This is a genomic window from Streptomyces sp. AM6-12 (genome assembly GCF_044327085.1).
Taxonomy (GTDB): domain Bacteria; phylum Actinomycetota; class Actinomycetes; order Streptomycetales; family Streptomycetaceae; genus Streptomyces.
The window spans coordinates 434,250-460,335 of sequence record NZ_JBIQWN010000001.1; the positions used below are offsets into that span (position 1 = coordinate 434,250).

Genomic DNA, 26,086 nt, shown 5'->3' on the forward strand with positions numbered 1-26,086 from the left:
GGTGCCGGAGCCGGGAAGGTGGTCACCGGGTCGGCTGACGCCGCGAATTCCCCGTGCGACAAGGGAAGTTCGCACGTCAGCGCCCTTCTCGGGTTGGTCCGGCCGGGAGGCTCGGGCTAGGGTGCCCAGACGGTGAAGACCAGCCGCCGGTCGGCGGCTTCCGGATGGGTGAGAGGAGAGTGTGACAGTGCCGAAGGAGCAGGACGCGGCCGCATCGGCGCCGCGATTGGTGGGTTCCTTCCTGGAGCGACGCCAGGAGCAGATCGCCCAGCGATGGGCGGACGCGCCCCTGTTCAGGTCGGTGTTCACGGTCTCCCGTGACGAGGCGGTCGAGGCCAGCAAGGCGGTCGTGGACGCCCTGTCCGACGTGGCCGTGAGCGGACGCCTGGAGGACACCGGAGCGCCCGGATACGAGCCGGTGCGCGAGCAGCTGAGCCGGATGACCCAGCACCGGGCCCACTCCGGTGCGACGCCGTCCGGCATCGCCGACGAGGTGGCCGCGCTGCGCGCCCCCGTCGTCGACCTGCTGCGCGAGGAATTCACCGACCCGGCCGACCCGCAGGCACAGGAATGCGTGCTCACGCTGACCCTGCTGCTGGGGACCCTGCGTCTGGTCGTGCTGGAGACCGCCCTGGACTCGGGCGCCGAGCTGATCGAGCGGCAGCGCCAGCAGCTGCTCGAAGTGGCCACCCCCGTCATCAAACTGTGGGAACACACCGTCGCCGTCCCGCTGATCGGGACCCTGGACAGCGCCCGAAGCCAGGTCGTGATGGAGTCGCTGCTGGAAGCCATCGTCGACCAGCGCGCCCGGTACGCCATCCTGGACATCACCGGCGTGCCCACGGTGGACTCGCTGGTGGCGCAGCACCTGATGAAGACGGTGGCCGCCGCGCGGCTGATGGGGGCCGAGTGCATCGTCTCCGGCATCCGCCCGGCGATCGCGCAGACGATCGTGCAGCTCGGCATCGACCTCGGCTCGGTGCTCACCCGCGCCTCGCTCGCCGACGCGCTGGCCTACGCGCTGGGCCGGCAGGGCATCGAGATCTCACGTGCGCAGACGGGTACGAGCGCCCGGTGAACGAACCCGCCCCGATCCACCCGGCCCCGGTGCCGGTGCTCGCCCTCGGCGACATACTCCTCGTCTCGCTCCAGGGCGAACTGCACGACGGCCTCGCCGAGCAGTTGCAGCAGGACCTCAGCCACCGCATCGCCACCACCGGGGTCAGTGGGGTGATCATCGACATCTCCGGAGTGGACATCGTCGACTCCTTCCTCGGCCGGGTGCTCGCGGAGATCGCGTCCACCGCCCGGCTGCTCGCCGCCCGCACCGTCCTGGCCGGGATGCGGCCCGCCGTCGCGATCACCCTGGTCGAGCTGGGCCTCGCGCTGCCCGGTCTGACCACCGCGCTGGACGTCGACCGGGCCATGGAAGTGCTCTCCCAGAGGGGGAGATGATGCAGTCGTCCGGCCGGGCGTCCGCGACCATCCTGCCCATCGGTTCGGACGCGGATCTGGCCTGGGTGCGGCAGCAGGTGCGGCAGTGCGCGGCGGCCCTCGGATTCGGTCTGGTCCAGCAGACGAAGCTGGTCACGGCGGCGAGCGAGCTGGCCCGCAACACCCTGGTGCACGGCGGCGGTGGGCACGCGGAGATCACCCCGCTGGACAACGGCCGCGCCCGCGGTCTCAGGATGAGCTTCATCGACAGCGGCCCCGGCATCCGCGACCTGGAACTGGCCATGACCGAGGGCTACACCAGCGGCGGCGGCCTCGGGCTCGGGCTCAGCGGTGCCAAGCGGCTGGTGCAGGAGTTCAGCGTGGACACCGAACCGGGCCGGGGCACCACCGTCACGGCCGTCGCCTGGGTGACTCCGGTACCCGCGTCGCGATCGGGGCTGGGATGAGCCGGGTGTGGGAGGTTCCGGTGCACGACCCCACACGCGTCCGGGACGCCCGTACAGCGGTCCATGAGGCGTGCGCACGGGCGGGGCTCGGCCCGGAGCGTACGGCGGCCGGGGAGCTGGTGGCCACCGAGCTGGCCACCAATCTGCTCCGGCACGCGGGCGGCGGCATCCTGCTGGTGAACCTGGTGACGCCGCCGTCGGGCTCGGGCACCTCGGTACGGCTGTTCACGCTGGACCACGGGCCGGGCATCGCCGATGTCACGGCGGCCCTGCGGGACGGCTGCACCACCGCCGGGCCCTCCCTCGGCGCGGGCCTCGGAAGCTGTCTGCGCAACGCCGACGCCTTCCACCTGTACGGCGCTCCGGGCCGGGGCACGGTGGCGACGGCACGGATCGATCCGGAGCCCTCGCGGGACGCCAGAGCCGTCCGGGGGCCCTCGGCCGGCGGCGTCGTCATAGCACTCGACCGCGCCGGGACCTCCGGTGACGCCTGGGGATGCGTGCGCCACGAGGAGCGGGTGACCCTGCTGCTCGCGGACGGGCTGGGGCACGGGCCCAAGGCGGCACACGCCTCCGTCGCGGCGGTCGAGGAGCTGCGCCGGGCCGCCCACCTGCCGCCCGAGGAGATCCTGCGGCGGCTGCACACCGCCCTGCGCCCCACCCGCGGGGCCGCGGTCGCCGTGGCCCAGGTGGACACGGCGAAGGGGGACATCGGCTTCGCCGGGGTCGGCAACATAGGAGGCCGGCTGCGTACCCCGGACGGGTGGACGTCGCTGGTGTCGCATCCGGGTATCGTCGGGGCGTACTTCCCGGCGCACGTCCCCTTGCGCCGGGCGCCGTGGCACCGGGACAGTCTGCTCGTACTGCACAGTGACGGGCTGCCCAGCCGCTGGCCCCCGCCCGAGGACCCGCAGCTGCTCGCCCACGATCCGTCGGTGCTGGCCGCGACCGTCCTGCGGGACGCGGGCAGCCCCGCCCGCCCCCCACGCGACGACACCAGCGTCGCCGTACTCGCCCCGGACCGGCACCCATGACCACGACCACCGACACCTGGGCCCTGACCGGCCCCGTCGACGCGGCCCGCGCCCGTGCCCTGCTGGCCCGGCTCACGGCGGACGCGGGGGTGCCGGCCCGCGACCGCGCCCGCTTCCTGGCCGCGCTGGCCGATCGGCTGCGGCCATGTCGCGAGGGGCGGCCGCTGCGGCTGACCGTGACCGCCGGCGACGACCTCCGCATCGCCGTGGACGGACCCGCGCCCTGGCGGCACTCGCTGGCCTGCCCCGCTCCCCTGCCCCGGCCGCTGCCCCGGCCCGGCGACCTGACCGAGGCGGACCTCGCCGAGGCGCTGCTCGGCGCGGGCGAGGACACCGCCGCCCTCCTCGCGGGACTGGACGAGGCGGAGGAGCTGGTCCGGTTCCACCGCGAGGAACTGCACCAGACCAACCAGGGTGTGCTCGCGCTGCACGCCGAGCTGGAGGCGGCCGCGCTGGCACAGCGGGAACTGCTCGACGCCGAGCGGTCGGCCCGCGCCGAGGCGGAGAACGCCCGTCGGCTGCTGACCTTCCTCGCCGACGCAAGCGCCTCCCTCAACGCCTCCCTCGACCACGAGGACATCCTGCGCCGGCTGCCCAAGCTGCTCGTCCCGGAGTACGCCCGGCACGTGGACGTATGGCTGATGAACGACGAGCGGACCCCGCCCGCCGAACGCGCCGCGGCCGCGGTGACGGCCGCGCGCACCGGGCGCCCCCAGCACGCGGCGCCGCACCCCGGCGGCCTGCCCGGCGTGAACGATCTGCCAGCCTCCGCGCTCTCCCCCGACCGGCCGCTGCTGTGCCTGCCGCTCGGCGCGCGCACCGTGCAGGGCGTGCTGACCCTGTCGGCGCCCGGCGAACGGTTCGCGCCGGACACCGCGGTCATGCTGCTGGAGCTGGCCCGGCGGGCGGGCATCGCGCTGGACAACGCCCGCCAGTACGAACAGCACCGGGACGTCGCCGAGGCGCTACAGCGCGCCCAGCTCACCGAGTTGCCGGACACCGCGGGGCTCGCGCTCGCGGCGCGCTATCTGCCGGCCACACACGGGCTGAACATCGGCGGCGACTGGTACGACGCGTTCCCCGGACCCGACGGCAGCGTGCTGGCGGTGATCGGGGACGTCACCGGGCACGGGCTGCGGGCCGCGGTGATCATGGGCCAGCTGCGGACCGCGCTGCGCGCCTACGCGGTCGAGGGCAACGGGCCCGCCCGCATCCTCACCCTGCTGCACCGCATGCTGCGCCATCAGCAGCCGGAGCTGTACGCGACCTGTGCCATCGCCCGGTTCACGCCCGGGGAGCCCGGTGTGGTGTGGGCGGCGGCCGGGCATCCACCCGCGCTGGTGCGCGGCCCCGGCGGCGAGGTGCGGGTGCTGGACGCCAAGCCGGGAATCATGCTCGGCGTCCCGGTGCCCTACGAGTACGAGGAGCACCGCGAGGAGTTGCCGGCCGGTGCCACGCTCGCGCTGTACACGGACGGCCTGGTGGAGCGCCGGTCCGCCGGGATCGACGCGGGCATCGAGCGGCTGGCGCGGGCCCTGGGCGGGCTCGGCACAGCGGAGCTGGAGCAACTGGACGCGGCGGCCGACGCGCTGCTCAAGCCGATGCTGCGGGACTCCGAACACGACGACGACATCTGCCTGTTGCTCTGCCGCACCGCCCCCTGACGCACCCGTGCGCCGGTCCCCGGCGGGGAACCGGCGCACGGGCGTGCCGTCACTGGTTGGCGCAGGCGTTGCCCGTGGCCGGGTTCAGCAGACCGATGACGTCGATGCTGTCGCCGCAGACGTTGACGGGGATGTGGATCGGGACCTGGATGACATCCCCGGAGATGACGCCCGGACTGCCCACGGCCGTGCCGGTCGTCGGGTCAGGGTCGGCCGCGAAGGCGCCGGCGGCGCCGCCCAGCGCGAAGACACCTGTGAGTACGGCCGTGGTGGCGATGCTGCGGATGCGCATGAATCTGCCTTACTGGTCGAACGGTTAGGGACAGCACCATCACACCCGGCCCCCGCGGTGTCCGCCTCTCTGAATACGCCGACGGGGTGGCCCCCTTAGGAGGGACCACCCCGGCTCGGACGGGTCCGCTCAGGCTGCGGACGGGAAGCGCTCCCAGACCCGGTGCGCGCCCAGCAGCCCGACGAGCTGCTGAAGCACCGAGCTCGCGTCGTCGCCGGCGATCACGCCGGGGGCGTCGAGCGGCAGGCCGGCCGCCTCCAGTGCCGCCTGGCCGCCCTTGGCGGCGCCGATGGCCTTGCCGTGCCGGTAGGCCTCCGCCAGCAGCAGCCCCACCCGCGGGTCCGGGGTGGAGGGGCCCGAGGGCAGACCGGCCTTGGCGTCGCGGGCGCCGTACGCGTCCTCGCCGACGCCCGGCGTGCCCGCCACCAGCAGGGCGTCGAACTCCACGGAGCGTGCGGTGGCGTAGGTCCGCTGCACGGTCAGGGCGTCACCGCCGGAGCCGAGCTTGCCGCCCTTGGGGGCGATGACGAGCGGGACCATCCCGCCGTCCAGCACCGCCTGGCGGACGGCCGCCACGCCGTCGAGGTCGCCGTCCTCGCCGGTGATGATGCCGATGATCCGGCCGTCGGTGGGCCAGGTGTGGCCGACCTGGGACAGGGCGGGGCTGGGCTCGACGTCGGCGAGCGGCTCGGTGGGCTCGGGGGCGGGCAGACCGAGCCCGGCGGCGACACCCGCGCACAGCTCGGGGTCGATGTTCGCGAGGACCTGCAACGCCCGCTCCCGGATGGCCTGTTCGTAGCACTTGGCCAGCTCGAAGGTGTAGGCGCCGATGATGTGCTCGCGCTCCACCGGGCTCATGCTCAGCCAGAACCGGCGCGGCTGGCTGAAGTGGTCGGCGAACGACTCCGGGGCCTCGCGGACCTTGGTCGCCTCCGGCACCCGTACCGGCGCCTCGACGTAGGCGCCCATGTCGGCGCCCGCGGTGAACGGGCAGCCGCCGTCCAGGGAGTTGGGGCGGTAGGGGGCCACACCGCGGTGCACGGCGGTCTGGTGGAAGCTGTCGCGCAGCATGTCGTTGACCGGCGCGTGCGGCCGGTTGATCGGGATCTGCGGGAAGTTGGGGCCGCCGAGGCGGGTGATCTGGGTGTCCAGGTAGGAGAAGAGGCGCCCGGCCAGCAGCGGGTCGTCGGTGATGTCGATGCCGGGGACGAGGTGGCCGACGTGGAAGGCGACCTGCTCGGTCTCGGCGAAGAAGTTCGAGGGGTTGCGGTCGAGGGTGAGCAGCCCGATCGGCTGCACCGGGGCCAGTTCCTCGGGGACGATGTTCGTCGGGTCCAGCAGGTCGATGCCCTCGAAGGTCTGGTCGGGGGTGTCGGGGAAGGTCTGGATGCCGAACTCCCACTCGGGGTAGGCGCCCGCCTCGATCGCGTCGGCGAGGTCCCGGCGGTGGAAGTCGGGGTCCACTCCGCCGATGATCTGCGCCTCCTCCCACACCAGCGAGTGCACGCCCAGCTTCGGCTTCCAGTGGAACTTCACCAGGGTGGTCTCGCCGGCCGCGTTGACCAGGCGGAAGGTGTGGACGCCGAAGCCCTCCATGGTGCGGTACGAGCGCGGGATGCCCCGGTCGGACATGTTCCACAGGGTGTGGTGGGTGGCCTCGGTGTGCAGGGTGACGAAGTCCCAGAAGGTGTCGTGGGCGCTCTGTGCCTGCGGGATCTCCCGGTCGGGGTGCGGCTTGCCGGCGTGGATGACGTCCGGGAACTTGATCGCGTCCTGGATGAAGAAGACCGGGATGTTGTTGCCGACCAGGTCGAAGACGCCCTCGCTGGTGTAGAACTTCGTGGCGAAGCCGCGGGTGTCGCGGACGGTGTCGGCGGAGCCGCGGGAGCCGAGGACCGTGGAGAAGCGCACGAACACCGGGGTCTCGACGTCCTCGGCGAGGAAGGCGGCCTTGGTGACGTTGGCCGCCGTGCCGTAGCTGCGGAAGACACCGTGGGCGCCGGCGCCGCGGGCGTGCACCACGCGCTCCGGGATGCGCTCGTGGTCGAAGTGCATCACCTTCTCGCGAAGGTGGTGGTCCTGGAGCAGGACCGGGCCGCGCGGTCCCGCCTTCAGGGAGTGGTCCGTGTCGGGGAGGCGGGTGCCCTGCGCGTTGGTGAGGTAGCTGCCGCTCTGAGCCATCCGGGCCTGGTCGGCGCCGGTGGGCTGGCCGGTCGGCGAGACGGTGTCGGGGCCGGTCTGGTCGGGCTTGGGGGGCAGCGGTTCACGGGCCTCGGTCGGCTCGGCGACCGGCGGCGACTCGGGTCCCGGCTTGCCGGGGATGCCCTCCTCCGGGCCCTCGCCCGCGCCCTTCAGGGCGTCCGCCGCTCGCTTCAGGGGGTTCTTCTCGCTCATCAGTTCCATTCCTTCGCTGGTCACGGGACGGGCCCGGCGCGGCGGGACGCGGTCGGCCGGAAATTTCCTGCCGGAAGTACATAAAGGGGGGGTGGGCCGGGCCTGGTACCGAGGTCCCCGGGCCGGGGCGTCCGAAACCGGGAATCGGGGGATTTCCGGCCGGGGTGAAGTCGGGCCGTCTCCCGTCGCGTTGCCGGGACAGCTGACCCGCCGGACACGCTGGTCCGGACCCGGAGACCGCTCGGGCAGGGTCAAGTCCCCTTTGCCGAGGGCGGGTTGGTCGGGGGCCGGTTTCTTGACCCGGTGCAGGGCAGCACCCGGCCGCCCGCATACGACACCCTAGGGGCTGACCCGGATGCGCGCAGTCCGGCACGGCCGCTCGGGCGCGCCCGGAACCCGCCTGGCGGCACGGGTCCGGGGCGGCCCGGAGGGTCAGTCGCGGGCCACGACCCGCAGGGTCCTGGCGAGGGGTCCGCCGCGTCCGCGATCAGGAAGCCGTGCTCGACCCCGCTGCGCAGGTAGTCCACCACCTCGTCGGTGATGACCTCACCGGGCGCCACGACCGGAACGCCGGGCGGGTAGGGGCTGATCATCTCGGCGGCGATCCGCCCGGCCGCATGCTCGGCGGCACCTGTTCGGCGGGCCCGAAGAAGGCCGTGCGGGGCAGCATCGCCTGTTCCAGTTCGAGGACGGCGGGCTCGGGCAGGTGCACCGCGGGCCGCCGTTCGATCGAGCCGGCGTTGTCGACCAGGGTGCGCAGCGAGTCCACGAGGACCTTCTCGGTCTCGTCGTCGTCGGCGTAGGTGATCGAGGCGTTGATCCGGCAGCTGTCCGAGCCGCCCATGTCCACGTGGCAGTGGGCGCGCAGCCACTCGGTGGCCTGCATGCCGCAGATGCCGAGGTCCCGTACGTCCACGACGATCTTCATGGGGTCGAACTCGGCGGTCAGCCCCTCCTCGATGACCTCGCCGCCCATCACGTCGAGGCCGGGGATCTCGCGCAGCACGGCGCGGATGCGTTCGGCACGGCGTAGGGCGGCGTCCAGCAGTTCGTGGCCCCGCTCGGCCATCTGGCGCCGCCAGCCGTCCAGGGCGCCGTACACCACGGAGGAGGCGCTGGTGGTGCCGAGCAGGTCCTCGCGCTGTTTGAGCACCGCGGGGTCGATGCGGTCGCCCTGGAGGTGGAAGACCGAGCTCTGCTCGATGGCGCCGCCCATCTTGTGGACGCTGGTGACCACGAGGTCGGCGCCGGCGTCCATGCCCCAGGTGGGCAGGCCGGAGTGGAAGGGCAGATGGGCGCCCCACGCCTCGTCCACGATGAGCGGCACGTCCAGCTCGTGGCAGGTGTCGGCCACGCCGCGGATGTCGGCGCAGGTGCCCCAGTCGGTGGGCGTGATCAGCAGCATGCCCTTGGCGTCGGGGGTGCTCACGCAGTTTGCGCCGTACGTCCTCGGGCTCGGGCGGATGCGCCTGGTGTCGAACTTTGGGTGGACCCAGACCGGCTCCACGCCGTTGATGATCACCGCGGCGATGACCGACTTGTGGGCGTTCCGGGACAGCAGCAGCTTCTCCCCCGGCCCCGCGACCGACAGCATCGCGGTCTTGACCGACAGGGAGCTGCCGCAGGTGGAGGAGAAGGCGCGTTCGGCGCCGACGGCGTCCGCCATCAGGTCCTGAGCCTGTTCCAGCACGCCCTGGGACTGGCGGCGGTCGTCGAGGCCGTTCAGGCTGAGCACGTCGGAGCGGAAGACATCGAGACCGAGGACGTCGGCGACCCGCGGGTCGGTACCGCGTCCCTGCTTGTGTCCGGGCGGTCCGAACACCACGTCTCCCCGGCGCCGGAACTCCTCCAGGGACTCCAGTACGGGTGCGCGCGAATGGTCCATGCGTCCTCCTGATCGGTGCCGTGCCGCACGGGTTGCACCGGTCGAGCGGGGCCAAACCCATATGAAGGACGCGCTCCGGCCTCGCCGGGTGCCCCTGGGGCCGGTGCCGGCCCGGTCCCAGGGGCGCGGTGGGATCACGGGAAGGACGTCACCTTGGACGGGACGGTGCTGGTCCCCGAGGTGGCCGCTCCGGTGTTGTTGACGACGTGGGCGTACTGGCCGTTGCCGCCGAGGGAGATCACCAGCAGGTCGTGCAGTTTGATGCCGGATCCCGTCGGCACCTGGAAGCCCTGGGCCTGCACGATGGAGGGGTCGGCGGTGTAGTTGCAGTAGCTGCCCAGGCCCCATGCCTCGTGCGTGGTGACCGAGTCGTCGACCTTGTAGGCCGCGTAGCCCACGATGCCGTCATGGGTGATGGCGGCGGCGTTCGGGGCGTCGTAGGCCTTCTCGTTCTGGAAGAAGATGGTCCGGCCGCGTTCTCCGCTCCAGTAGACGTCGTACTTGTTGAAGTGTTCGACGAACAGGCCGGTGGCGAGGACGTCGTCGCCGTTGACCCGCAGGCCGTAGTCGGCGCGGTTGGTGGTCCAGCCGACGCCGCTGCCGTGGTCGGCGCGCCAGATCCAGGTGTGGTCGATGATCGTGTCGTCGCTGTTGACCACCAGCGAGTTGGTGGCCAGGCCGGGGCCCGCGCCGCCGATGCGGAAGAACACGTCCTGCACGGTGGTGGGGTTCGCGGAGTGGTCGGCGCTCGCACCGGGGTCGCCGATGCGCACGAGCGTGTCGGAGTTGGCGGGTCCGGCGTCGATCAGCAGCCCGGCCAGCTTGACGCCGTCGACGTCGGCGACGTGCACGGCGTCGACGCCGTTGTCCGGCACCAGGGTGGCGAGCCCGAGACCGAGGACGACGGTGTTGGCGCGGGTCACGTCGATGGTCTGGTCGAGGTGGTAGATGCCCGGCGTGAACAGGAGGTTGAGGCCCTGGGCGAGGGCCGCGTTGATGGTGGCCGCGGTCGCGCCCGGCTTGACGACGTAGAACTGGTCGAGCGGCAGGGAGGTGCCCGGCGTGTTCGGCCAGGAGACTCCGCGGGCGTTGGTGCGCTTGGCGGGGACGAACACCTTGTAGGTGGAGCCGTCCAGGTAGAGGAACGGCTTCTCGCGGGAGACGGGCGTGTTGTCCAGGGTGGTGTACGGGCCGCTGTCGAAGTTGGTGGCGGGCGCGCCCTGGACGCCGGAGAAGGTCATGTTCCACACGCCGTTGGTCCAGCCGCCGACCGAGCTGTCGCGGGTGTACCACTGCTGCTGGGAGTACGGGCCGACCGTGCCGTCGATCTTCGAGTCCGCGATGTAGCCGCCGGAGGCCCAGCCGTAGCCGTTCGGGGCCAGGTTGAGGCCGCCCTCGACGTGGATGCGGCGGAACGGCGCGGCCTGGGCGACGGCCCAGGCCGCGCCGTTCGACGGCTTGATGGCGAGGTTCTCGGCCGAACGCCAGAAGTTCTGGGTGGCGTTGCCGTTGAACCAGCCCGCGTCCACGGTGACGTCACCGTTGATCTGGGTGTCGTCGGGGTTGAGGCCGAGCCCGGAGATCGAGGTGTAGAAGCCGATCTGGGCGTTGATGTTGTTGTAGGTGCCGGGCTTGAGCAGGAACTGGTAGCGGCCGGTGCCGAACTGGGCGGATTCCTGCTGGGCGAAGACGTCGTCGAACTTCTGCTGGAGGTTCGGCGTGGAGGGGTCGACGACGATGACGTTCGGGCCGAGGTCGCCGCCGCCCTGCACGGGCGGGGTGCCGGTGGTGCCGGTGTGCACGGCGATCTCCCACAGGGAGTAGCCGTAGCCGGTGCCGCGGGCGGTGCCGTACACGCGCACGTACCGGCCGGTGCCGCTGACGTCGTAGGACGCGGTGCCGCCGGTGGCGCCGGTGACGCTCTTGAGGGTGCTCCAGTGCTGGCCGTCGGCGGAGGATTGGATCTGGAAGTCCTTGCCGTACGCGGTCTCCCAGTTCAGGTCCACCTTGCAGAGGTCCTGGACGGAGCCGAGGTCGACCTGGACCCACTGCGGGTCGGATGCCTGGCTGGACCAGCGGGTGGCGGTGCTGCCGTCGAAGGCGGCGGAGGCGGGGGTGCCGGCGTTCTCGGTGGAGGAGGCGGTGGCGGCCCTGCCCTGGGCCGCGTTGGCGGTGCCGCAGCTCGGCTGGGCGGTGCCGGTGGTGCCGTACACCTGGAACTCCCAGAGGGAGTAGCCCCATTGGGTGGCGCGGTGGACGCCGAGCATGCGGACGTAGCGGCCCTGACCGGAGACGTCCAGGGTGTCGGCCCCGCCGTCCGAGCCGGTGACGGACTTCAGGTCGGTCCAGTTGACGGCGTCCTTCGATATCTGGACCTTGTAGTCCTTCGCGTACGCGGCCTCCCAGTCGAGGGTGACGCGGGTGACGGAGGCGGTGGCGCCCAGGTCGACCTGGAGCCACTGGTCGTCGGTGGCGGCGGAGGACCAGCGGGTCCCCGTGTCGCCGTCCACGGCGTCGGCCGCGGTGGTGCCGTAGTTCTCCTCGGAGGAGGCGGTGGCCGTCTTCCCCTGGGACAACGGGGTGTCGGCGGCCGCGGCCCGGCCGGGGGCGAGGGGCAGGGTGATCAGCGCGGCCATGGCGGCCAGCGCGACACCCGCGGTGCGGAATCTCATATGCGGCTCCCTGAGGGCTGAGGGGCGAGCGAACCCGATCGCTCACTACTTAGTTCACGTTTTGATTTAAGTGGCGAGACGTGTGCCGCACAAGCCTTCGGAAGCCGAACGTTTCCGGGTGCCCTTTCCTGACGTCCGGTCAAATCCCCTTTCGCGTCTGCCGTCTGACCATCGTGAGGAGCGCGGCGTGGGTACCGGGGTCGGCGGCGGCGATCAGGCCGCCCCGGCCGGTGTGCACCGGCTCGCCGTACAGGCCGGTGACCGTGCAGCCGGCGGCCTGGCACAGGGCGATCCCGGCGGCGAAGTGCACGCTGCCGGCGAGATGGCCGTCGGTGACGTATGCGGCGCGGCGCCCGGCGGCGACCCAGGCGACGGCGAGGGTGCTGGAGATCACCCGAGGCCGGAACCATTCGGTGAAGTCGGGGTCGGCGAGCAGCGAAGGGACCCGGAATCCGGGCGCGTTGGGGAAGGGCGGGTCGAGGTTGACGTCCACCAGGGCGGAGGCGGCGGACGGGGTCAGCTTCTCCTCGGCCTCGCCATCGCCTTCGCTCAGCCGCGCCCGGTGGCCGTCGGTCCAGAAGACCTCGCCGGTGAACGGGTCGGCCGTGGCCGCCGCGGTGATCTCGCCGGCCACCCGCAGCGCGACGTTGACGCCAACGAGCATGGTGCGCACCGCGTAGTTGAGGGTGCCGCACAGGGGGTCGACCAGCCAGCGGCGCCGGGCCCCGGCGGCGCCGTCGCTGCCGCTCTCCTCGCCGGTGACGGCGTCCTCCGGGCGGCCGGCGCGCAGCACGTCCAGGATGGCCCGCTCGGCGGCGAGGTCCGCCTCGGTGGCGAAGTCGCCGCCGCCCTTCTCGTACCGCGCGAGCCGGCCGCCGTAGAAGTCGCGTACGACGGCGGCGCCCGCCCGTGCCGCGGTCACGGCCAGGCGGGCGTCGGAATCCCCCTCGGTGATCGTCATATGCGCAGCCTATGCGCAACTCGCCCGGTAGTTGGAGGGGTTCAGTTCTGTGCCGGGGCGAGCGTGAGGGTCTGCTCGGCGGCGGTGCGGCCCCGGCCGACGGCGCTGTGCCCGGTGTCGGTCCAGGTGCGCACCGGTACGGTCTCCGCGCCGCGGCCGGGGGCGGCGGACAGACCGAGGACGAGGCCGCTGTAGCGGTTGACCAAGTGGTACGTGCCGGCCGGGGTGGCGTCCGGGATCAGGAACCACTGCTGTCCGACGGCCGGGCCTCCGCTCCGCTTGCTCACGGTCGGCCGGGTGCCCCAGGCGCGGTCCGCGGTCCTGGTGGAGTCGACGCCGAGCAGGCCCCCGGTGGCGGCGTTGGTCACGGTGTAGGCGCCGTCGCCGGTGGGCCGGAAGGTCCAGGAGGCGCGGGCCGCGGGGGTGGTCCGGGCCGCGGTGGTGGTGGCGGCGCCGGGGGTCTGGGCGAGGACGCGGCCGGTGCCCGCGGCGATCCGGTAGCGGTGCCCGGTGGCCACGGGCGGGGCCGGGCGCGTGGCGGAGTCGAGGGTGAGGTCGACGTACTCGCCGTCGGCGCCGTGCGCGCAGCCGAAGGAGCAGTACGAGCGCATGGTCCTGCCGACGACCGAGGAGCTGGTGCGGTTGGCACCGTCGAGGAACCAGCGGTACCAGGAGGCGTTCCTGTAGCCGCCGGTGTCGCCGATGAGGTGCCACTTCTGGGTGGCGAGGTCGTCGGTGGCGTAGAGGTGCTGCGGCGCGTTCCCGCTCTGGTCGACGGCCTGCGGTTCGCCGATGTACAGGCCCAGGTAGGCGTCGTAGGCGATGTTCATCACGAACAGCGGGGAGGTCGGGGGTGTCTTGCCGGCCGCGATCTGCTCGGCGGTGGTGCCGGTGTTCGCCGGGTCGTACTCGGCGGCGGCGGGGGTGTACCCGGTGGGGTGGTCCGCGTCGACGGGGACGATGTCGCTCTCCTTGCCGCCGGTGCCGGGCTGGGACCAGGCGCCGTCGTACCACTTGCGCCAGGTGCCGGGGGCCATCTTGCCGGCGATCGGGGCGCGGGCGACGTGCTCGTAGAAGGCCTTCCAGCCGCCCTTCTTGTCCACGATCCGGGAGCCGTAATAGACGTAGAAGTAGCCGGATGCGGTGTCCACGAAGAGGCGCTGGTCACCGTCGCCGTAGTCGTACGTCTGGTTCGGGAAGGCGGCCGTGTCGCCGCGCACGGTGCTGAACGGGGACGTGAGGACGTGGTCCGCGATGGTCCAGGTGCGGCCCCGGTCGGTGGAGACGGCGTAGTCGATGGCGTCGAAGTGCAGCCCGTCGCCGAAGGGTTGGGGGGTGAACTCGTTGTGGACCAGGCCGTACCAGTCGCCGGTGTCGGGGTCGATCCACACGCCGGAGAGGTCACAGTAGTTCTTCTGGGCGTAGCCCGATCCGGCGGGGGCGTAGCTCGCCTCGCGGCCGGTGGGGCTGTTGTTGCACCGTGCGGTGGTGTCGTCGTTGCGGTCGGCGGGGTCGGCCGGGTTGACGGCGGTGCTCAGCGCGCTGTCGAAGGTGGCGGTGTCGAAGTCGGTACCGGTGTAGAAGTCCCAGGTGCGCGGGTCGCCGGCGCCGTACAGGGCGGCGGACTGCTGGTAGTGGAAGGTGCCGTCGCGGTCGAGGAAGGGGCTCGCGGGGGTGTCCGTGGGGTACGGGAAGGGCACCGGGCTGCCCACGGTCACGGTGTAGGCGGGGGCGGGGGCGGCGGACGCCGGGGAGGCGGTGGCGCCGCCCAGGACGAGGGCGGCGGCCGCGGCCACGGCGCCGCCCGCTCTGCTCAACAGTCGCACGGATGCTCCTCGTTGCCGGAGGTGATGCCGGAGGTGATGCGGAAGGTGGGGCCGGAGGTCCGGTCCCACGGAACGATCAGCCCCCGGCGGTGTCCCGGCAATGGACTCCCGTGCGCCGCCTCTTGCACTTTCGCGCGCGGGCCGGCCGGTCAGCCTTCCCCGGACAGTGGTGTATCCCAGTCCAGTTGACGGATCAGTTCCTCGTCCTGGTGGTCCGGGCGGTGGTCCGGGGCGGCGGGGCGGGCGGGGGCGTGGGTGCCGCGGGAGATGCCTCCGCTGACGGTGATGTTGTGCTCCACGCGCGGGCGCCGGTGCCGCTCGTACGCCTCGAACGCCCGCTCCGGGTCCGGCAGATCGCGCAGCGCCTTGGCGAGGACGACCGCGTCCTCCAGCGCCATCGAGGCGCCCTGACCGGTGGCCGGGGAGGCGGCGTGGGCCGCGTCGCCGACGAGCAGCACCCTGCCGGTGTGCCAGCGGGTGCCGAGCGGCATCTCGGTGGCGTTGGTGACCATGACGGGGCCCGGGCAGGCGGCCACCAGCGCGGCGGCGGGCGTGGGGTCCGCGCGCAGCAGGGGCAGCAGTTCCTCGCGCGGTACGGCGCTGCGCGCGCCCGGACCCCGCTCGGGCAGCGGGTCGCCGCCGACGCGTGCGAACCAGTACGTCTCCCCCGCCGGCGCCTGGGCGTAACCGAAGGCGCTCGTGCTGCCGCGCACCATGGTGATGACGCCGCTGCCTCCCGTGCCCGGCGCGCCGGGGGTGCGGCCGTAGAAGACGCGCTGTCCCGCGTAGCCGGGCCGGACCTCGGGGGCGAGGGCGCGGCGGACGGTGGAGTTCAGGCCGTCGGCGCCGATGAGCAGCTCGCCGCCGGCGGTGCCGCCGTCCGCGAAGCGCGCGGTGACGCCGCCCGGTCCCCCGGTCACGGAGGTCAGCCGGGCGCCGCGGACGAGGCGGATGCCGCGTCGTGAAACCTCCTGCTGGAGCGCGGAGTTGAGTTCGGCGCGGCGCAGGCAGCGGTAGCGCAGGCCGGGTTCGGCGACCTCCCCGAGCGGGACGTGGGCCAGTTCGGTGCCCGCCGCGTCCAGCAGGCGCAGCGAAGTCAGCGGAAAACCGATGGCCGTCACGGCCCGGCCGGCCTCCAGTTGGGTCAGGGCGCGCATGCCGGCGCTCGCCAGGGTGAGGAAGGCGCCGGCGTCCTGGTCCGCACCGGGATGGGCCTCGTACACGCGGACGTCCAGGCCCGCCCGGTGCAGGCCCAGTGCGGCGGCGCTGCCCGCGATGCCGCCGCCGATCACCAGGACCCTGGTCGCTGCCGTACCGGTCATTGCCGCTCCCCATGCCGTCAGTGGTGGCGACCATCCAAGTACAGCCGGGGACCGCGGGGGCCGGTCGGGGTCCGGTTTTGGACAGGGGCGGGGCCCGGTTCTGGACAGGCGCGGGTGCCCGTCCGCCGCGCGCCGGTGGGTGCAGGGAGCGCTCCGGGCGCCGCCCGCCGGGGCGTGGTGTGCGCACGACCGCCCCTCGTGCGCAGGCGTCCGGGCGGGCCAGGTGGGTACGCACCGGCCATGCGCGTGAGTGTGGTGGATGCGGGTTCGAACACGGTACGCCTGATGATCGCGGATGTGGAGGGGGGTGTTCCGCTGCCGGTGCACACCGTCAAGTGGAAGCTGCGCCTGTCCGAACAGGTCGGTGCGGACGGCACGATCGGTGGGGAGGCGGTGGAGCGGCTGGTCGAGGCGGTGGCCGAGGCGGGTGAGACGGCGCTGCGCTGGAAGGCGGCGGGCCCGCTCGCGTTCGCCACCGCGGTGGTGCGGGGCGCGCCGAACCGGGCGGAGGTGCTGGAGCGGGTGGCGGCCGGGACCGGGATCCGGATGTGCACCCTGCCGGGCGAGACGGAGGCCGAGCTGACGTTCCTGGCGGCCCGGCGCTGGCTCGGCTGGAACGCGGGGCCGCTCGCGCTGCTCGACATCGGCGGCGGTTCGCTGGAGGTGGCCTTCGGGCGGGGCCGGCTGCCGGACTTCGCGGCCTCGCTGCCGCTGGGCGCGAACCGGCTGACGCGGGAGTACCTGGACGTGCGGGATCCGCCCGGCGCGGGCGAGTTGAAGGAGCTGCGCCGCCGGATCCGGCACGAGCTGCGGGACGTGGCGGCGCGGATACGGTGGGAGTCGCCGCGCACCGCCGCGGTCAGTTCCCGCACGTTCCAGCAGCTGGCCCGGTTGTGCGGAGCCGCGCCGGGGCGGTTCGGCCCGTTCGAGCCGCGCACGCTGCGGCGCCGCGACCTGGGTGCGGCGGTGCACACGCTGGCCGCGCTGCCCGGCGCGGAGCGCGCCCAGTTGCCCGGCATCTCCGCGCCGCGCGCCGAACAAAGCCTGGCCGGCGCCGTCGTCGGGCACACCGCGCTGAAGCTGATGGGGCTGCGGCGGGCCGTGGTCAGCCCGTGGGCGATCCGGGAGGGCATCCTGCTGCGGTACATCGAGGACGGCGCCGACTGGTGGGCGCGGACCGCGGGGTCCTGCCTCCCGGTGGTGCCCTCCTCGGGGGTGTCGCTGCGCAGCGTGGTGGGGCCCTCCGCGTAGCGCGGGGGGAGGGGCGGACCGCAATCGGCCGCCCCTCCCCCGGTCGCCGTCAGCGCAGGGTGCCGGTCCTGATGGTGTAGATGCCCCGGCCGTGCGTGGCGGCGTACAGCGTGCCGCCGTCGGGGCTGGTCTTCAGCTGGAGCACGGCGACGGCCGGGAGGTCGCCGACGCGCTTCCAAGTGGTGGCGCCCGGCGCCCGGTAGACGACGCCGAGGTCGGTGCCGACGGCGAGACCGCCATCGGCGGTCACCAGCGCGGAGTTGGTGGGCACGTCCGGCAGGTTGCCGGAGATGTCCTTCCAGGTGGTGCCGCCGTCCGTGGACTCGAAGACGTGGCCGACGCCGGCGCCGGGGCCCTCGGTCCACTGCCGGGAGAAGCCGTTGACCGTCAGGTAGATGTGGTCGGCGTTGTGCGGGTCGATGGCGAAGCCGCTGAGGTAGCGGTTGGGCACCGTGCCGTCCACGGGCAGGTTGATGTCGTGCCAGCCGGTGCCGTCCGCGTTGCCGACGGAGATGCCGCGGGCGAAGCCCTGGTCGTTGCAGGGGCCGCACCAGGCGGCGTAGACCTTGCCCCCGGAGGCGGCGACGGCGGTGGCGGTACGGCCCTCGCCGAGGTCGTGGGCGCTGGTCCACTCGGAGCCGCTGCGGATGGCGTAGCCGTGGTGCTGCACCCAGACGTGGCGGCCGCCGGCGACCCAGGTGTTGCCGTCCTGCATGTCTGCGGCGAGCGGGGCGATGAAGCGGGCCTCGTCGGTGGCGTTGTCGGGCGGGGCGACCGAGTACGACGTGACCTTGCTCGGGTCGTTGACCCAACTGCCGTCGTTCAGCGCGCAGTTCTGGGTGACCTGGATGGCGAGGTAGACGTACTCCTGGGCGATGTCGCACCCGTTGGCGGGGTCGGTGAGGGTGTCGCCGCCGTCACCGCCGAAGTTGGAGCCCATCACCGTGTCGTTGCTGCGCAGGATGGACTGGCCGTTGTCCTGGAGGCCGCCGGTGACGGAGACGCCCCCGTGGTCGAGGTCCTTGCCGATGCCCACGGAGTAGTACTCGAGGGCGTCGATGGTGCCGTCGTTCAGGGACGTCCAGTCGGTGGCGTGGCCGGAGGCGTCCTGGGAGCCGTTCACCGGGCGCTTGTAGATGCCGCCGTCGTTGCCCACGTACACGTACGGCTTGCCGTGGTAGCTGCCGATGGCGACGCCGTGCTGGTCGGAGTGGGTGGTCTGGCTACAGTCACCGGTCTGCTTGGCGGGGTCGATGCTCCAGCAGGAGAAGGTGAAGTTCCAGTACGGGCCGACGGTGGACCAGGTGCTGCCGCCGTCCTTGGTCTCGTAGACCTCCTCCAGGCCGGCGTACAGGTGCTCCGGGTTCTCCGGATCGACGGCGAGGAACTGGTTGTACCAGGCCTGCACGCCGGGCATGTAACCAGCCGTCGTGAGCGCCGAGTTGTCGGCGGCCAGGCCCTTGTAGTCGGCGATCTTCGTCCAGGGTCCGGCCGGGGAGCCGGACTTGGAGACGTAGATGCCCTCCAGACCGCTGTCCGGGTTGCTTTCGAGCTGCTGCGGCGACTGGTCGATGGCGTAGTAGCGGGAGCCGTCGGCGGAGCGGGCGAAGGCCACGTTGCCCACGTCGTCCGGGTCGGCCGGGAGGTCGCCGAGACCGTCGGTGATCCGCTTCCAGGTGCCGCCGGACCTGGTGTAGAAGCCGTTGTAGTCGTCGCCGCCGCGCCAGCCGATCGCGAGGACCACCTGGGCGGGGTCCTTGGGGTCGATGGCGATGTCGTTGGCGATGTTCTTGTACGCCGCGTCCGGGTCGTGCGCCTTGGGGCCGTTCGGCAGGTAGTCCGGGTTGGGCGCGAACTCCAGCTTCCAGGGGCCCTTCAGGTTCCTGGCGGAGTGGCTCCACACGCCCTCGCTGGTGGCCGCCCACACCGTGCCGCCGGCGAAGCGCAGCTCGTGGATGGTGGTGCTCTCCAGTTCGTCTCCGCCGACGCGGGTGCGCTGGGTGAAGGTGCCGTGGTGGGGGTGGGCGAGGACGTAGACGCCGCTGCCGAGGTAGGCGTCGGAGTTGGTGGTGGCCTCGCCGGTGCCCAGCCACAGCCGGCCGGCGCCGTCGAGGGCGAGCGCGCCGGTGGACTGGGAGGGCAGCCTGTCGCTGATGGGCTGCCACTTCCCGCCGCCGGTGCGCGAGCGCCAGACGCCGCCGCCCGCGCTGCCCGCGTACACATAGCCGTCGTCGTCCGCGGCCACGGCGGCCATCCGGCCGGTGACATCGCCCGAGCCACCGCTGGAGTTGGAGTCGATGTCGCGGTAGCGCGGGTCGTCCGAGTTGTACGGCAGGTCGGTGATGTTCTTCCAACTTCCGCCGGTGCTCTTGAGTTTTCCCAGGTCTCCCCAGGCGGCGCCGTAGGCGCCCGGCGCGACGATGCCGGGCGAGGTGCGGGCCTCCGCGAACTGGTCCGCGCCCTCGGCGATCTCGTCCGCCTCGTTGCCGCCGTCGTCGTCCCCCGACAGACGCGGCGTCATGGCGCCCGCCGACTTCGTCCGCTCCTTGGCGAGTTGACCGAGGGCGCGGACGCCGAAGGGGCTCGCCGTGCGGCCGGCGGCGGACGACGGGGGTATCGCGACGAGCGCGGCCGACGCGGTGATCGCGCAGACGGTGAACCACCGTCTTCTGCGGGATGGTACGGACACCAGACCTCCAGGAACAGGCATTCGACTCCGCCGACGCAGGAGACCCGATCACACGGGCGGGCGGCGCTCCGCCACTTGGCGAACTTTTGACGCGTACGTGCCAGTAATAGTCCTGCTGCCCGCCGTGCCGCCGTCAGAGGCGGGCGGCGCCCTGCACGCGGGTGCGCAGCGAGCCCACCGTCCGCAGCAGGCGGTCGGCGGGTTCGCGCAGCCGGGGGTGGGCCAGCACGGTGTTGCGCAGGCCGCGCGCGGGCCCGCGCCACAGGCGGTGGGCGAGGGCCACCGGGTGCGGCCGGACCAGGAGCCCCTCCCCGACCCGCAGTTCGCGGGTCTTCAGCCAGTCCTTGTACTCCTTGTCGCCGCGCCCGAGGTCCACCAGGCCCACCCCGTGCCGGGCAGCGGCCTCGGCGGTCCGCAGATGCATCATCAGCCCCGGTGAGTAGCGGTGCAGTGCAGGGTCGTACGCGGTGAACCAGGCGGCCAGTACGGTGCTCGACCGGGGTCCGAAATGGGCGGCGACCGGGCGGTCGCCCGCGTAGAGCACCGACAGCACCCCGGTGCAGTGCGGGTCCCGCATGCGGAACATGTCCTCGACCAGGGCGACGATCCAGGGCCGGGAAAAGCGGTCCATGCGGCCGGTCCTGCGGTACTGGGCGGACTTCCAGCGCATGAGGGTGCGCAGCGCCTCGGGGTCACGCTCGTCGAACACGAAGCGCACCTCGCCGGCGTCCCGGCCGAGTCGGCGCTCCTTCTTCAGGGTCGTCTTCGCCTGTCCGGGGTAGGCGCCGCGCAGCCAGCCGGCGTAGTCGCCGTCGCCGGGCCGCACGTCGATGACGGGGGAGGCGAAGGTGGCGGTGACGTACGGCTCGAACGGCCGCTGTCCGGCCGCGAGATGGTCGAACGCGAAGCTGCTCAGCTCGCAGGCGCGCAGCAACTCCCCGGTGTCCCAGGTGACTCCGGGCCGGTGCACCAGGGCCTGGCAGTCGGACAGGCCGAGCCCGATCGCCCGGCCCGTGCCGAACGGCCCCCGCTCGTACGGCAGGAAGCCGACGTCCCGGCCGTCCTCCCGCAGCACCGCCACCCGGACCCCGCCCCGGTGCCGGCCGACCGCGAGGGCGAACTCCGGGGCGAGGAAGGGGTTGGCGAACGCGGGCGACGCGTCCATCGCCTCGTGCCAGGCCTGTAGCTGACTGGCTGTCAGCTCGCCGGACGCGTGGACGGTGATCTCCACTCGGCTCCCCCGCCTTCCCGCCGCGCGACGGGCGCCCGGTCCCCCGCCGTGCGCCGCTGCTCAAAACTGGCGAAACAGACGGACCCTGTCAAGGGGGCGCAGGCGGCGCGGGGCGGCCGCTCCCCGCGAACTCCCCGTTCCGCGACAGGGGATGGCGCCGGCTGGCAGACTCCCGATCATCCTGGCCCAAAGGAGAGGCGGTACGTCATGACGTCCCATTCCGAGCCCGCCGAGCTGCTGGCCGCGATGCCGTTCGCGGCCGGTCTCGGCATCGAGCTGCGGGAGGCCACCGCCGAGCGCGCCATGGGCTCGCTCGCCTGGTCGCCCCGGCTGTGCACGGCCGGTGGCGCGCTGCACGGCGGGGCGCTGATGGCGCTTGCGGACAGCGTGGGCGCGGTGTCCGCGTATCTCAACCTGCCCAAGGGGGCGTCGGGCACCTCCACGGTCGAGTCCAAGACCAACTTCCTGCGGGCCCTCACCTCGGGCCGCGTGCACGCCACGGCCCGGCCGCTGCACGTCGGCGGCACGCTCATCGTGGTGCAGACGGAGCTGCGCGACGACCGGGACCAGCTCGTCGGGCAGACCACGCAGACGCAGATCGTGCTGCGCGGGCAGGCCGGCTGAGCCACGACCGTGCTGCACGGACAGGCCGGCTGAGACACGGCGGCCGGAAGGGCCGGACCGCGCCGGGGGCGGGGTCCGGCCCTTTGCCATGCGTGCCCCCGCCCCGCGCGGAGCGTCCCGCATCTACCCGCGGTATTGACATGAACCTGTGCTTCCTTCGAGTCTTCGTGCGTGAAGTTGCTTGATTTCACGCATCTTCAAGCACTTCCGTGCAAGCTCAGGTACTCCGCACCGACGCGAGGGGAGCTGTTCCGCCGTGCGAAGACTCCGACACCGGGTGCCGTGGCCGGCCTGGGTGCCGCTGGGGCTGGTGACCGCCCTGGCGGGCACCGCGCTGGTCGCCCCGGCGCCCGCCGCGGCCGCCGCCACCGGCGCCGTACTGGACCCCGCCCACAGCAGTGTCAGCTGGCAGAGCCCCGCCTACCCCAAGGGCACCGGCGGCGGCCCCGAGACCTGCCCCACCGCCGGCGCCGACCCCGACGACAAGGTCTGCGACCGCTTCGACCTGACCGTCTCGGTGCCGGCCGGCTACTGGGACGACAACCCCGAGGGCGGCGTCCCGCTGAACATCCGGTGGGACCACCCCACCGACGACTTCGACCTGTACGTGTACGACGACCACGGCACCCAGGTGGCCTCCAGCGCGGGCACCGCCGACCCCGAGGCCACGGTGATCCCGCGGGCGTCGGGGACGTACCACGTGGTGGTGGTGCCGTACGACGTGCACGGCGGCTCGTTCACCGGCACGGCCTATCTGCCCGCGACCGAGGACGCCGGCGATCTGACGTCCTTCTCGGGCGGCGACGGCAGCTACACGATCCGGGCCGGGCAGCTCGTGGCGCGTGCCGACTTCCTGACCGGTGGTCAACTCCGGCTCCAGGCCGATCCGTCGGGCACGCTGAGCGATCCGGCGGGCACCGAGATCGTGCGCACGGAACCGGCGGCGGACCGGCACACCTCGTCCTTCGACGCGGGCGGCTACTACGGCATCCGCGCGTCCGGCGCGGTGCTGCGCGTGTACAAGAAGCCGCTGCGGTTCGGGTTGTACAAGGCGGACAACCGCACCCGGATCTGGCAGGAGGACAAGCCGCTGCGCTGGTCCACCGGCGGAATGCGGCAGAGCCTGGACCGGGGCGCCGACGAGCAGTTCTTCGGCGGCGGGGAGCAGAACGGCAGCTTCTCGCACCGCGGGCAGACGATGTACGTGTCCAACAGCTTCGACTGGAACGAGGGCGGCTACAACAACTCCCAGCCCTTCTACCTCTCCAGCGCGGGCTACGGCGTCTTCCGCAACACCTTCGCGCCGGGCGTGTACACCTTCGGCGCGCCGGTGACCACCGGGCAGCAGGAACGGCGCCTGGACGCCTACTACTTCCTCGGCGACGCCAAGCACGTCATCGGCAAGTACACGAAGCTGGTGGGCAGGCCGTTCATGCCGCCGGTCTACGGACTGGAGCCCGGCGACTCCGACTGCTATCTGCACAACGCCAACCGGGGCGAGCGGCACACCCTGGACGCCCTGAAGGTCGCCGACGGCTACACCGAGCACCAGATGCCGCTGGGCTGGATGCTGGTCAACGACGGCTACGGCTGCGGCTACGAGAACCTCCAGCAGACCGCGCAGGGCCTTCAGGACCACCACGCCCAGCTCGGCCTGTGGACGCAGGACGGCATCGACAAACTCGCCGAGCAGGTCAAGGCGGGCCAGCGGGTGGCAAAGCTGGACGTGGCCTGGGTCGGCAACGGCTACCGATTCGCCCTGGACGCCTGCGACGCGGCGAAGAAGGGCATCGAGGACAACAGCGACGCGCGCGGCTTCGTCTGGCTGCCCGTCTCCTGGGCGGGCGCCCAGCGCTGCGGGGTGCTGTGGAGCGGCGACCAGCAACTGTCCTGGGACTACATCCGCTGGCAGATCCCGACCTACGCCGGAGCGACGATGTCCGGCATCGCCTACGACACCGGCGACGTGGGCAGCATCTACCGCCACGACGCCAAGATGTACACCCGCGACCTCCAGTGGAAGGCGTTCCTGCCCGCCATCATGACCATGGACGGCTGGGCCACCGACCTGACCACCAAGAAGCCCGCCGACCAGCAGCCGTGGCTGGACGGCGAGCCCTACACCTCCATCAACCGCACCTACCTCCAGCTGAAGGAGCGGCTGCTGCCGTACATGTACACCCTCTCCGCCGACGCGGCGAAGACGGGGGTCGGCGCGGTGCGTCCGCTGTGGCTGGAGTACCCGGACGATCCCGGCACCCTGGGCCCGGACGCCACATACGAGTTCCTGTCCGGCCCCGACTTCCTGGTCGCGCCGGTCTACCAGGACTCCGACACCCGCGACGGCATCTATCTGCCCAAGGGCACCTGGACCGACTACTGGACCGGCCACACCTACCACGGCCCGACCACCGTCAACGGCTACCACGCCCCGCTGGACACGCTCCCGCTGTTCGTGCGCGAGGGCGCGATCGTCCCGATGTGGCCCAAGGGCACCACGAGTTGGGGGACGCGGGACCGGCACGAGCTGGACTGGGACCTGTACCCGTCGGCCCACGGCACCAGTGGCTACACGCTGTACGAGGACGACGGCGTGACCCGTGACTTCGCCAAGGGCGCGCACGCCACCCAGCGGGTCTCGGTGCACCGGGACGCGCACGGGACGAGCGTGTCCGTCGGTGCGAGCAAGGGCGACTACGCGGGCAAGCCGGCCGCCCGGACGTACCGGTTCACCGTGCACGGCGGCTCCGCACCCGCGCGGGTCCTGCTGGACGGGCGTCAACTTCCGCGCTCAGCCTGGTCGTTCGACCCGGCAACTCATGTCACGACGGTCACCACGGCGAGGCTGCCGCTGGACCGGGGCTTCGGTCTGCGATTGGTCGACAGGAGGTAAAGGGATCGTATGGTCTAGTCCAAAGAGCAAGTTGGTCTAGGCCAACTTATTGACGTGGCCGCAACAGCTCCCGGAGGGTGGGGGCTCCTCCCCCACCTCGGGTTCTCCCCACCCTCTGGAGGCACGCAGTGAGACGTCTTCACGCCTGTCTGAGCGCGGCGGCCGCCGTCGTGCTCGCCGCCGCGGGCACCACCGCCCTGGTCGCGGCCAACGCCTCGGGCGCCACTCCCCAGGACGCCCTGAGCAACCGCTGGTACGCGGCCGCTCCCTATCTGATGCCGCTGGACAACGACCCGCCGGACCCGGCCGCCATCATGGACGCCACCGGCCTCAAGGCGTTCCAGCTGGCCTTCGTGCTCGCCCCCAACGGCGGTGGCTGCTCGCCCACCTGGGGCGGCACCGCACCGGTCTCCTCGGACACCGCCGTGAAGTCGATGATCGACACGATCCGCGCCAAGGGCGGCGACGTGTCCGTCTCCATCGGCGGCTACGGCGGCACCAAGCTCGGCCAGGCCTGCGCGGACCCGGCGTCCACGGCAGCGGCGTACCAGCAGGTGATCACCAAGTACGGCCTGCACGCCATCGACTTCGACCTGGAGGAGCCGGAGTACGAGAACACCGCCGCGATCAAGAACGAGATCGGCGCCGCGAAGATCCTCCAGCAGAACAATCCGGGCCTGTACGTGTCCGTGACGACGGCCGGCACGGCGGACGGCACCGGCTGGTTCGGCAAGCAGATGCTGCTGGAGGCGAAGTCGCAGGGGTTCACCCCGAACAACTTCTCCATCATGCCGTTCGACGGCGGCTTCAACGGAGCGGCGAGCCAGACCAGCGCGCTGACCAACTTCAACGCGATCCTCCAGTCCACCTTCGGCTGGGACGAGGCAACCGCCTACGCCCACGAGGGCTTCTCCGGCATGAACGGCCGCAGCGACACCGGAGAGATCTTCACCCAGAGCGACTTCCAGACGGTGCTGGACTACGCGACCAGCCACCACATGGACCGCTTCACCTTCTGGTCGATCAACCGCGACCGGCAGTGCAGCCCGCCGGACAACGGGGGCCGTACGTCCGGGACTTGTTCCAGCGTCGCCCAGAGCGACTGGGACTTCGCGAAGTACTCGGTGAAGTTCGCGGGCGTCACCCCGCCGACCGGCACGCCGACCCCCACGCCCACCCCGACCCCGACGCCGACCTCGTGCAAGCCCGCGTGGAACTCGTCCACCGCGTACACGGGCGGGTCCGAGGTGTCGTACCAGCAGCACAACTGGAAGGCCAAGTGGTGGACCCAGAACGAGGTGCCCGGCGCCTCCACCTGGGGACCCTGGCAGGACGAGGGCACCTGCTGAACCGGCGCGCCCGGTGGCCGGGGACGCGCGCGGTGGGACACCCCCGCCGGGCGCGTCCCCGGCCGCACGTCCGAGGCGGAACCGGTCCGTCCGGGTGA

At 72.4% G+C, this 26,086-nt stretch carries 19 protein-coding genes; 9 read left to right on the plus strand and 10 right to left on the minus strand.

Annotation, left to right across the window (positions count from 1 at the left end):
• Nucleotides 1-181 precede the first annotated feature (181 nt).
• From ACE4Q9_RS01840 to ACE4Q9_RS01860, 5 genes are read left to right on the plus strand one after another with little or no spacing between them, the layout of a single operon-like run.
• Nucleotides 182-1,078, plus strand: a complete 897-nt coding sequence (locus ACE4Q9_RS01840; protein ID WP_397982419.1) for an STAS domain-containing protein — start codon at nucleotides 182-184, stop codon at nucleotides 1,076-1,078.
• On the plus strand, nucleotides 1,075-1,455 hold the full coding sequence (locus ACE4Q9_RS01845) for an STAS domain-containing protein (protein ID WP_397982420.1): 381 nt from the start codon (nucleotides 1,075-1,077) through the stop codon (nucleotides 1,453-1,455). The genes ACE4Q9_RS01840 and ACE4Q9_RS01845 overlap by 4 nt, the downstream gene beginning before the upstream one ends.
• The gene (locus ACE4Q9_RS01850) at nucleotides 1,455-1,901 is read left to right on the plus strand and encodes an ATP-binding protein (RefSeq protein ID WP_397987087.1); all 447 of its coding nucleotides are present in this window, start codon (nucleotides 1,455-1,457) and stop codon (nucleotides 1,899-1,901) included. The genes ACE4Q9_RS01845 and ACE4Q9_RS01850 overlap by 1 nt, the downstream gene beginning before the upstream one ends.
• Nucleotides 1,898-2,935, plus strand: a complete 1,038-nt coding sequence (locus ACE4Q9_RS01855; protein WP_397982421.1) for a SpoIIE family protein phosphatase — start codon at nucleotides 1,898-1,900, stop codon at nucleotides 2,933-2,935. The genes ACE4Q9_RS01850 and ACE4Q9_RS01855 overlap by 4 nt, the downstream gene beginning before the upstream one ends.
• Nucleotides 2,932-4,599: a PP2C family protein-serine/threonine phosphatase gene (locus ACE4Q9_RS01860; protein ID WP_397982422.1), complete on the plus strand. Its 1,668-nt coding sequence runs from the start codon at nucleotides 2,932-2,934 to the stop codon at nucleotides 4,597-4,599. The genes ACE4Q9_RS01855 and ACE4Q9_RS01860 overlap by 4 nt, the downstream gene beginning before the upstream one ends.
• 49 nt (nucleotides 4,600-4,648) lie before the next feature.
• On the opposite strand, the gene ACE4Q9_RS01865 is transcribed toward ACE4Q9_RS01860, so the two are convergent.
• The 8 genes from ACE4Q9_RS01865 to ACE4Q9_RS01900 form a co-directional block, all read right to left on the minus strand.
• Nucleotides 4,649-4,891 (minus strand): chaplin, encoded by a 243-nt coding sequence (locus ACE4Q9_RS01865; RefSeq protein WP_397982423.1) that lies wholly within the window; start codon nucleotides 4,889-4,891, stop codon nucleotides 4,649-4,651.
• Nucleotides 4,892-5,020: 129 nt separating this feature from the next.
• Nucleotides 5,021-7,285: a catalase gene (locus ACE4Q9_RS01870; RefSeq protein ID WP_397982424.1), complete on the minus strand. Its 2,265-nt coding sequence runs from the start codon at nucleotides 7,283-7,285 to the stop codon at nucleotides 5,021-5,023.
• A gap of 251 nt (nucleotides 7,286-7,536) precedes the next feature.
• On the minus strand, nucleotides 7,537-7,878 hold the full coding sequence (locus ACE4Q9_RS01875; protein ID WP_397982425.1) for a hypothetical protein: 342 nt from the start codon (nucleotides 7,876-7,878) through the stop codon (nucleotides 7,537-7,539).
• Nucleotides 7,875-9,170 (minus strand): aminotransferase class I/II-fold pyridoxal phosphate-dependent enzyme, encoded by a 1,296-nt coding sequence (locus ACE4Q9_RS01880; protein WP_397982426.1) that lies wholly within the window; start codon nucleotides 9,168-9,170, stop codon nucleotides 7,875-7,877. The genes ACE4Q9_RS01875 and ACE4Q9_RS01880 overlap by 4 nt, the downstream gene beginning before the upstream one ends.
• Before the next feature lie 134 nt (nucleotides 9,171-9,304).
• Nucleotides 9,305-11,842, minus strand: coding sequence for a discoidin domain-containing protein (locus ACE4Q9_RS01885; protein ID WP_397982427.1), 2,538 nt, complete (start codon nucleotides 11,840-11,842; stop codon nucleotides 9,305-9,307).
• A 139-nt stretch (nucleotides 11,843-11,981) separates the two neighbouring features.
• Entirely contained in the window at nucleotides 11,982-12,803 is an 822-nt protein-coding gene (locus ACE4Q9_RS01890) for an inositol monophosphatase family protein (protein WP_397982428.1), read from the minus strand.
• 41 nt (nucleotides 12,804-12,844) lie between these two features.
• The gene (locus ACE4Q9_RS01895) at nucleotides 12,845-14,629 is read right to left on the minus strand and encodes an RICIN domain-containing protein (RefSeq protein WP_397982429.1); all 1,785 of its coding nucleotides are present in this window, start codon (nucleotides 14,627-14,629) and stop codon (nucleotides 12,845-12,847) included.
• 149 nt (nucleotides 14,630-14,778) lie between these two features.
• Nucleotides 14,779-15,951 carry an FAD-dependent oxidoreductase gene (locus ACE4Q9_RS01900; protein ID WP_397982430.1) on the minus strand — a complete coding sequence of 391 codons (1,173 nt, stop codon included), beginning with the start codon at nucleotides 15,949-15,951 and terminating at the stop codon, nucleotides 14,779-14,781.
• 240 nt (nucleotides 15,952-16,191) lie between these two features.
• Here ACE4Q9_RS01900 and ACE4Q9_RS01905 point away from each other — a divergent pair, with 240 nt between their 5' ends.
• Nucleotides 16,192-17,202, plus strand: a complete 1,011-nt coding sequence (locus tag ACE4Q9_RS01905) for a Ppx/GppA family phosphatase (RefSeq protein ID WP_397982431.1) — start codon at nucleotides 16,192-16,194, stop codon at nucleotides 17,200-17,202.
• A 49-nt stretch (nucleotides 17,203-17,251) separates the two neighbouring features.
• Here ACE4Q9_RS01905 and ACE4Q9_RS01910 read toward each other — a convergent pair whose 3' ends face one another.
• A complete protein-coding gene (locus ACE4Q9_RS01910; RefSeq protein ID WP_397982432.1) occupies nucleotides 17,252-19,891 on the minus strand; it encodes a glycosyl hydrolase in 2,640 nt (879 codons plus the stop codon).
• A gap of 133 nt (nucleotides 19,892-20,024) precedes the next feature.
• Nucleotides 20,025-21,122 carry a GNAT family N-acetyltransferase gene (locus ACE4Q9_RS01915; protein WP_397982433.1) on the minus strand — a complete coding sequence of 366 codons (1,098 nt, stop codon included), beginning with the start codon at nucleotides 21,120-21,122 and terminating at the stop codon, nucleotides 20,025-20,027.
• A 207-nt stretch (nucleotides 21,123-21,329) separates the two neighbouring features.
• Between ACE4Q9_RS01915 and ACE4Q9_RS01920 the strand changes: the two genes are divergently transcribed.
• From ACE4Q9_RS01920 to ACE4Q9_RS01930, 3 genes are all read left to right on the plus strand, one after another.
• Nucleotides 21,330-21,746, plus strand: coding sequence for a PaaI family thioesterase (locus tag ACE4Q9_RS01920; RefSeq protein ID WP_397982434.1), 417 nt, complete (start codon nucleotides 21,330-21,332; stop codon nucleotides 21,744-21,746).
• A gap of 721 nt (nucleotides 21,747-22,467) precedes the next feature.
• Complete coding sequence (locus ACE4Q9_RS01925; RefSeq protein WP_397987088.1) at nucleotides 22,468-24,639, plus strand: TIM-barrel domain-containing protein; 2,172 nt, start codon at nucleotides 22,468-22,470, stop codon at nucleotides 24,637-24,639.
• A gap of 128 nt (nucleotides 24,640-24,767) precedes the next feature.
• Nucleotides 24,768-25,988: a chitinase gene (locus ACE4Q9_RS01930; RefSeq protein ID WP_397982435.1), complete on the plus strand. Its 1,221-nt coding sequence runs from the start codon at nucleotides 24,768-24,770 to the stop codon at nucleotides 25,986-25,988.
• Nucleotides 25,989-26,086 lie beyond the last annotated feature (98 nt).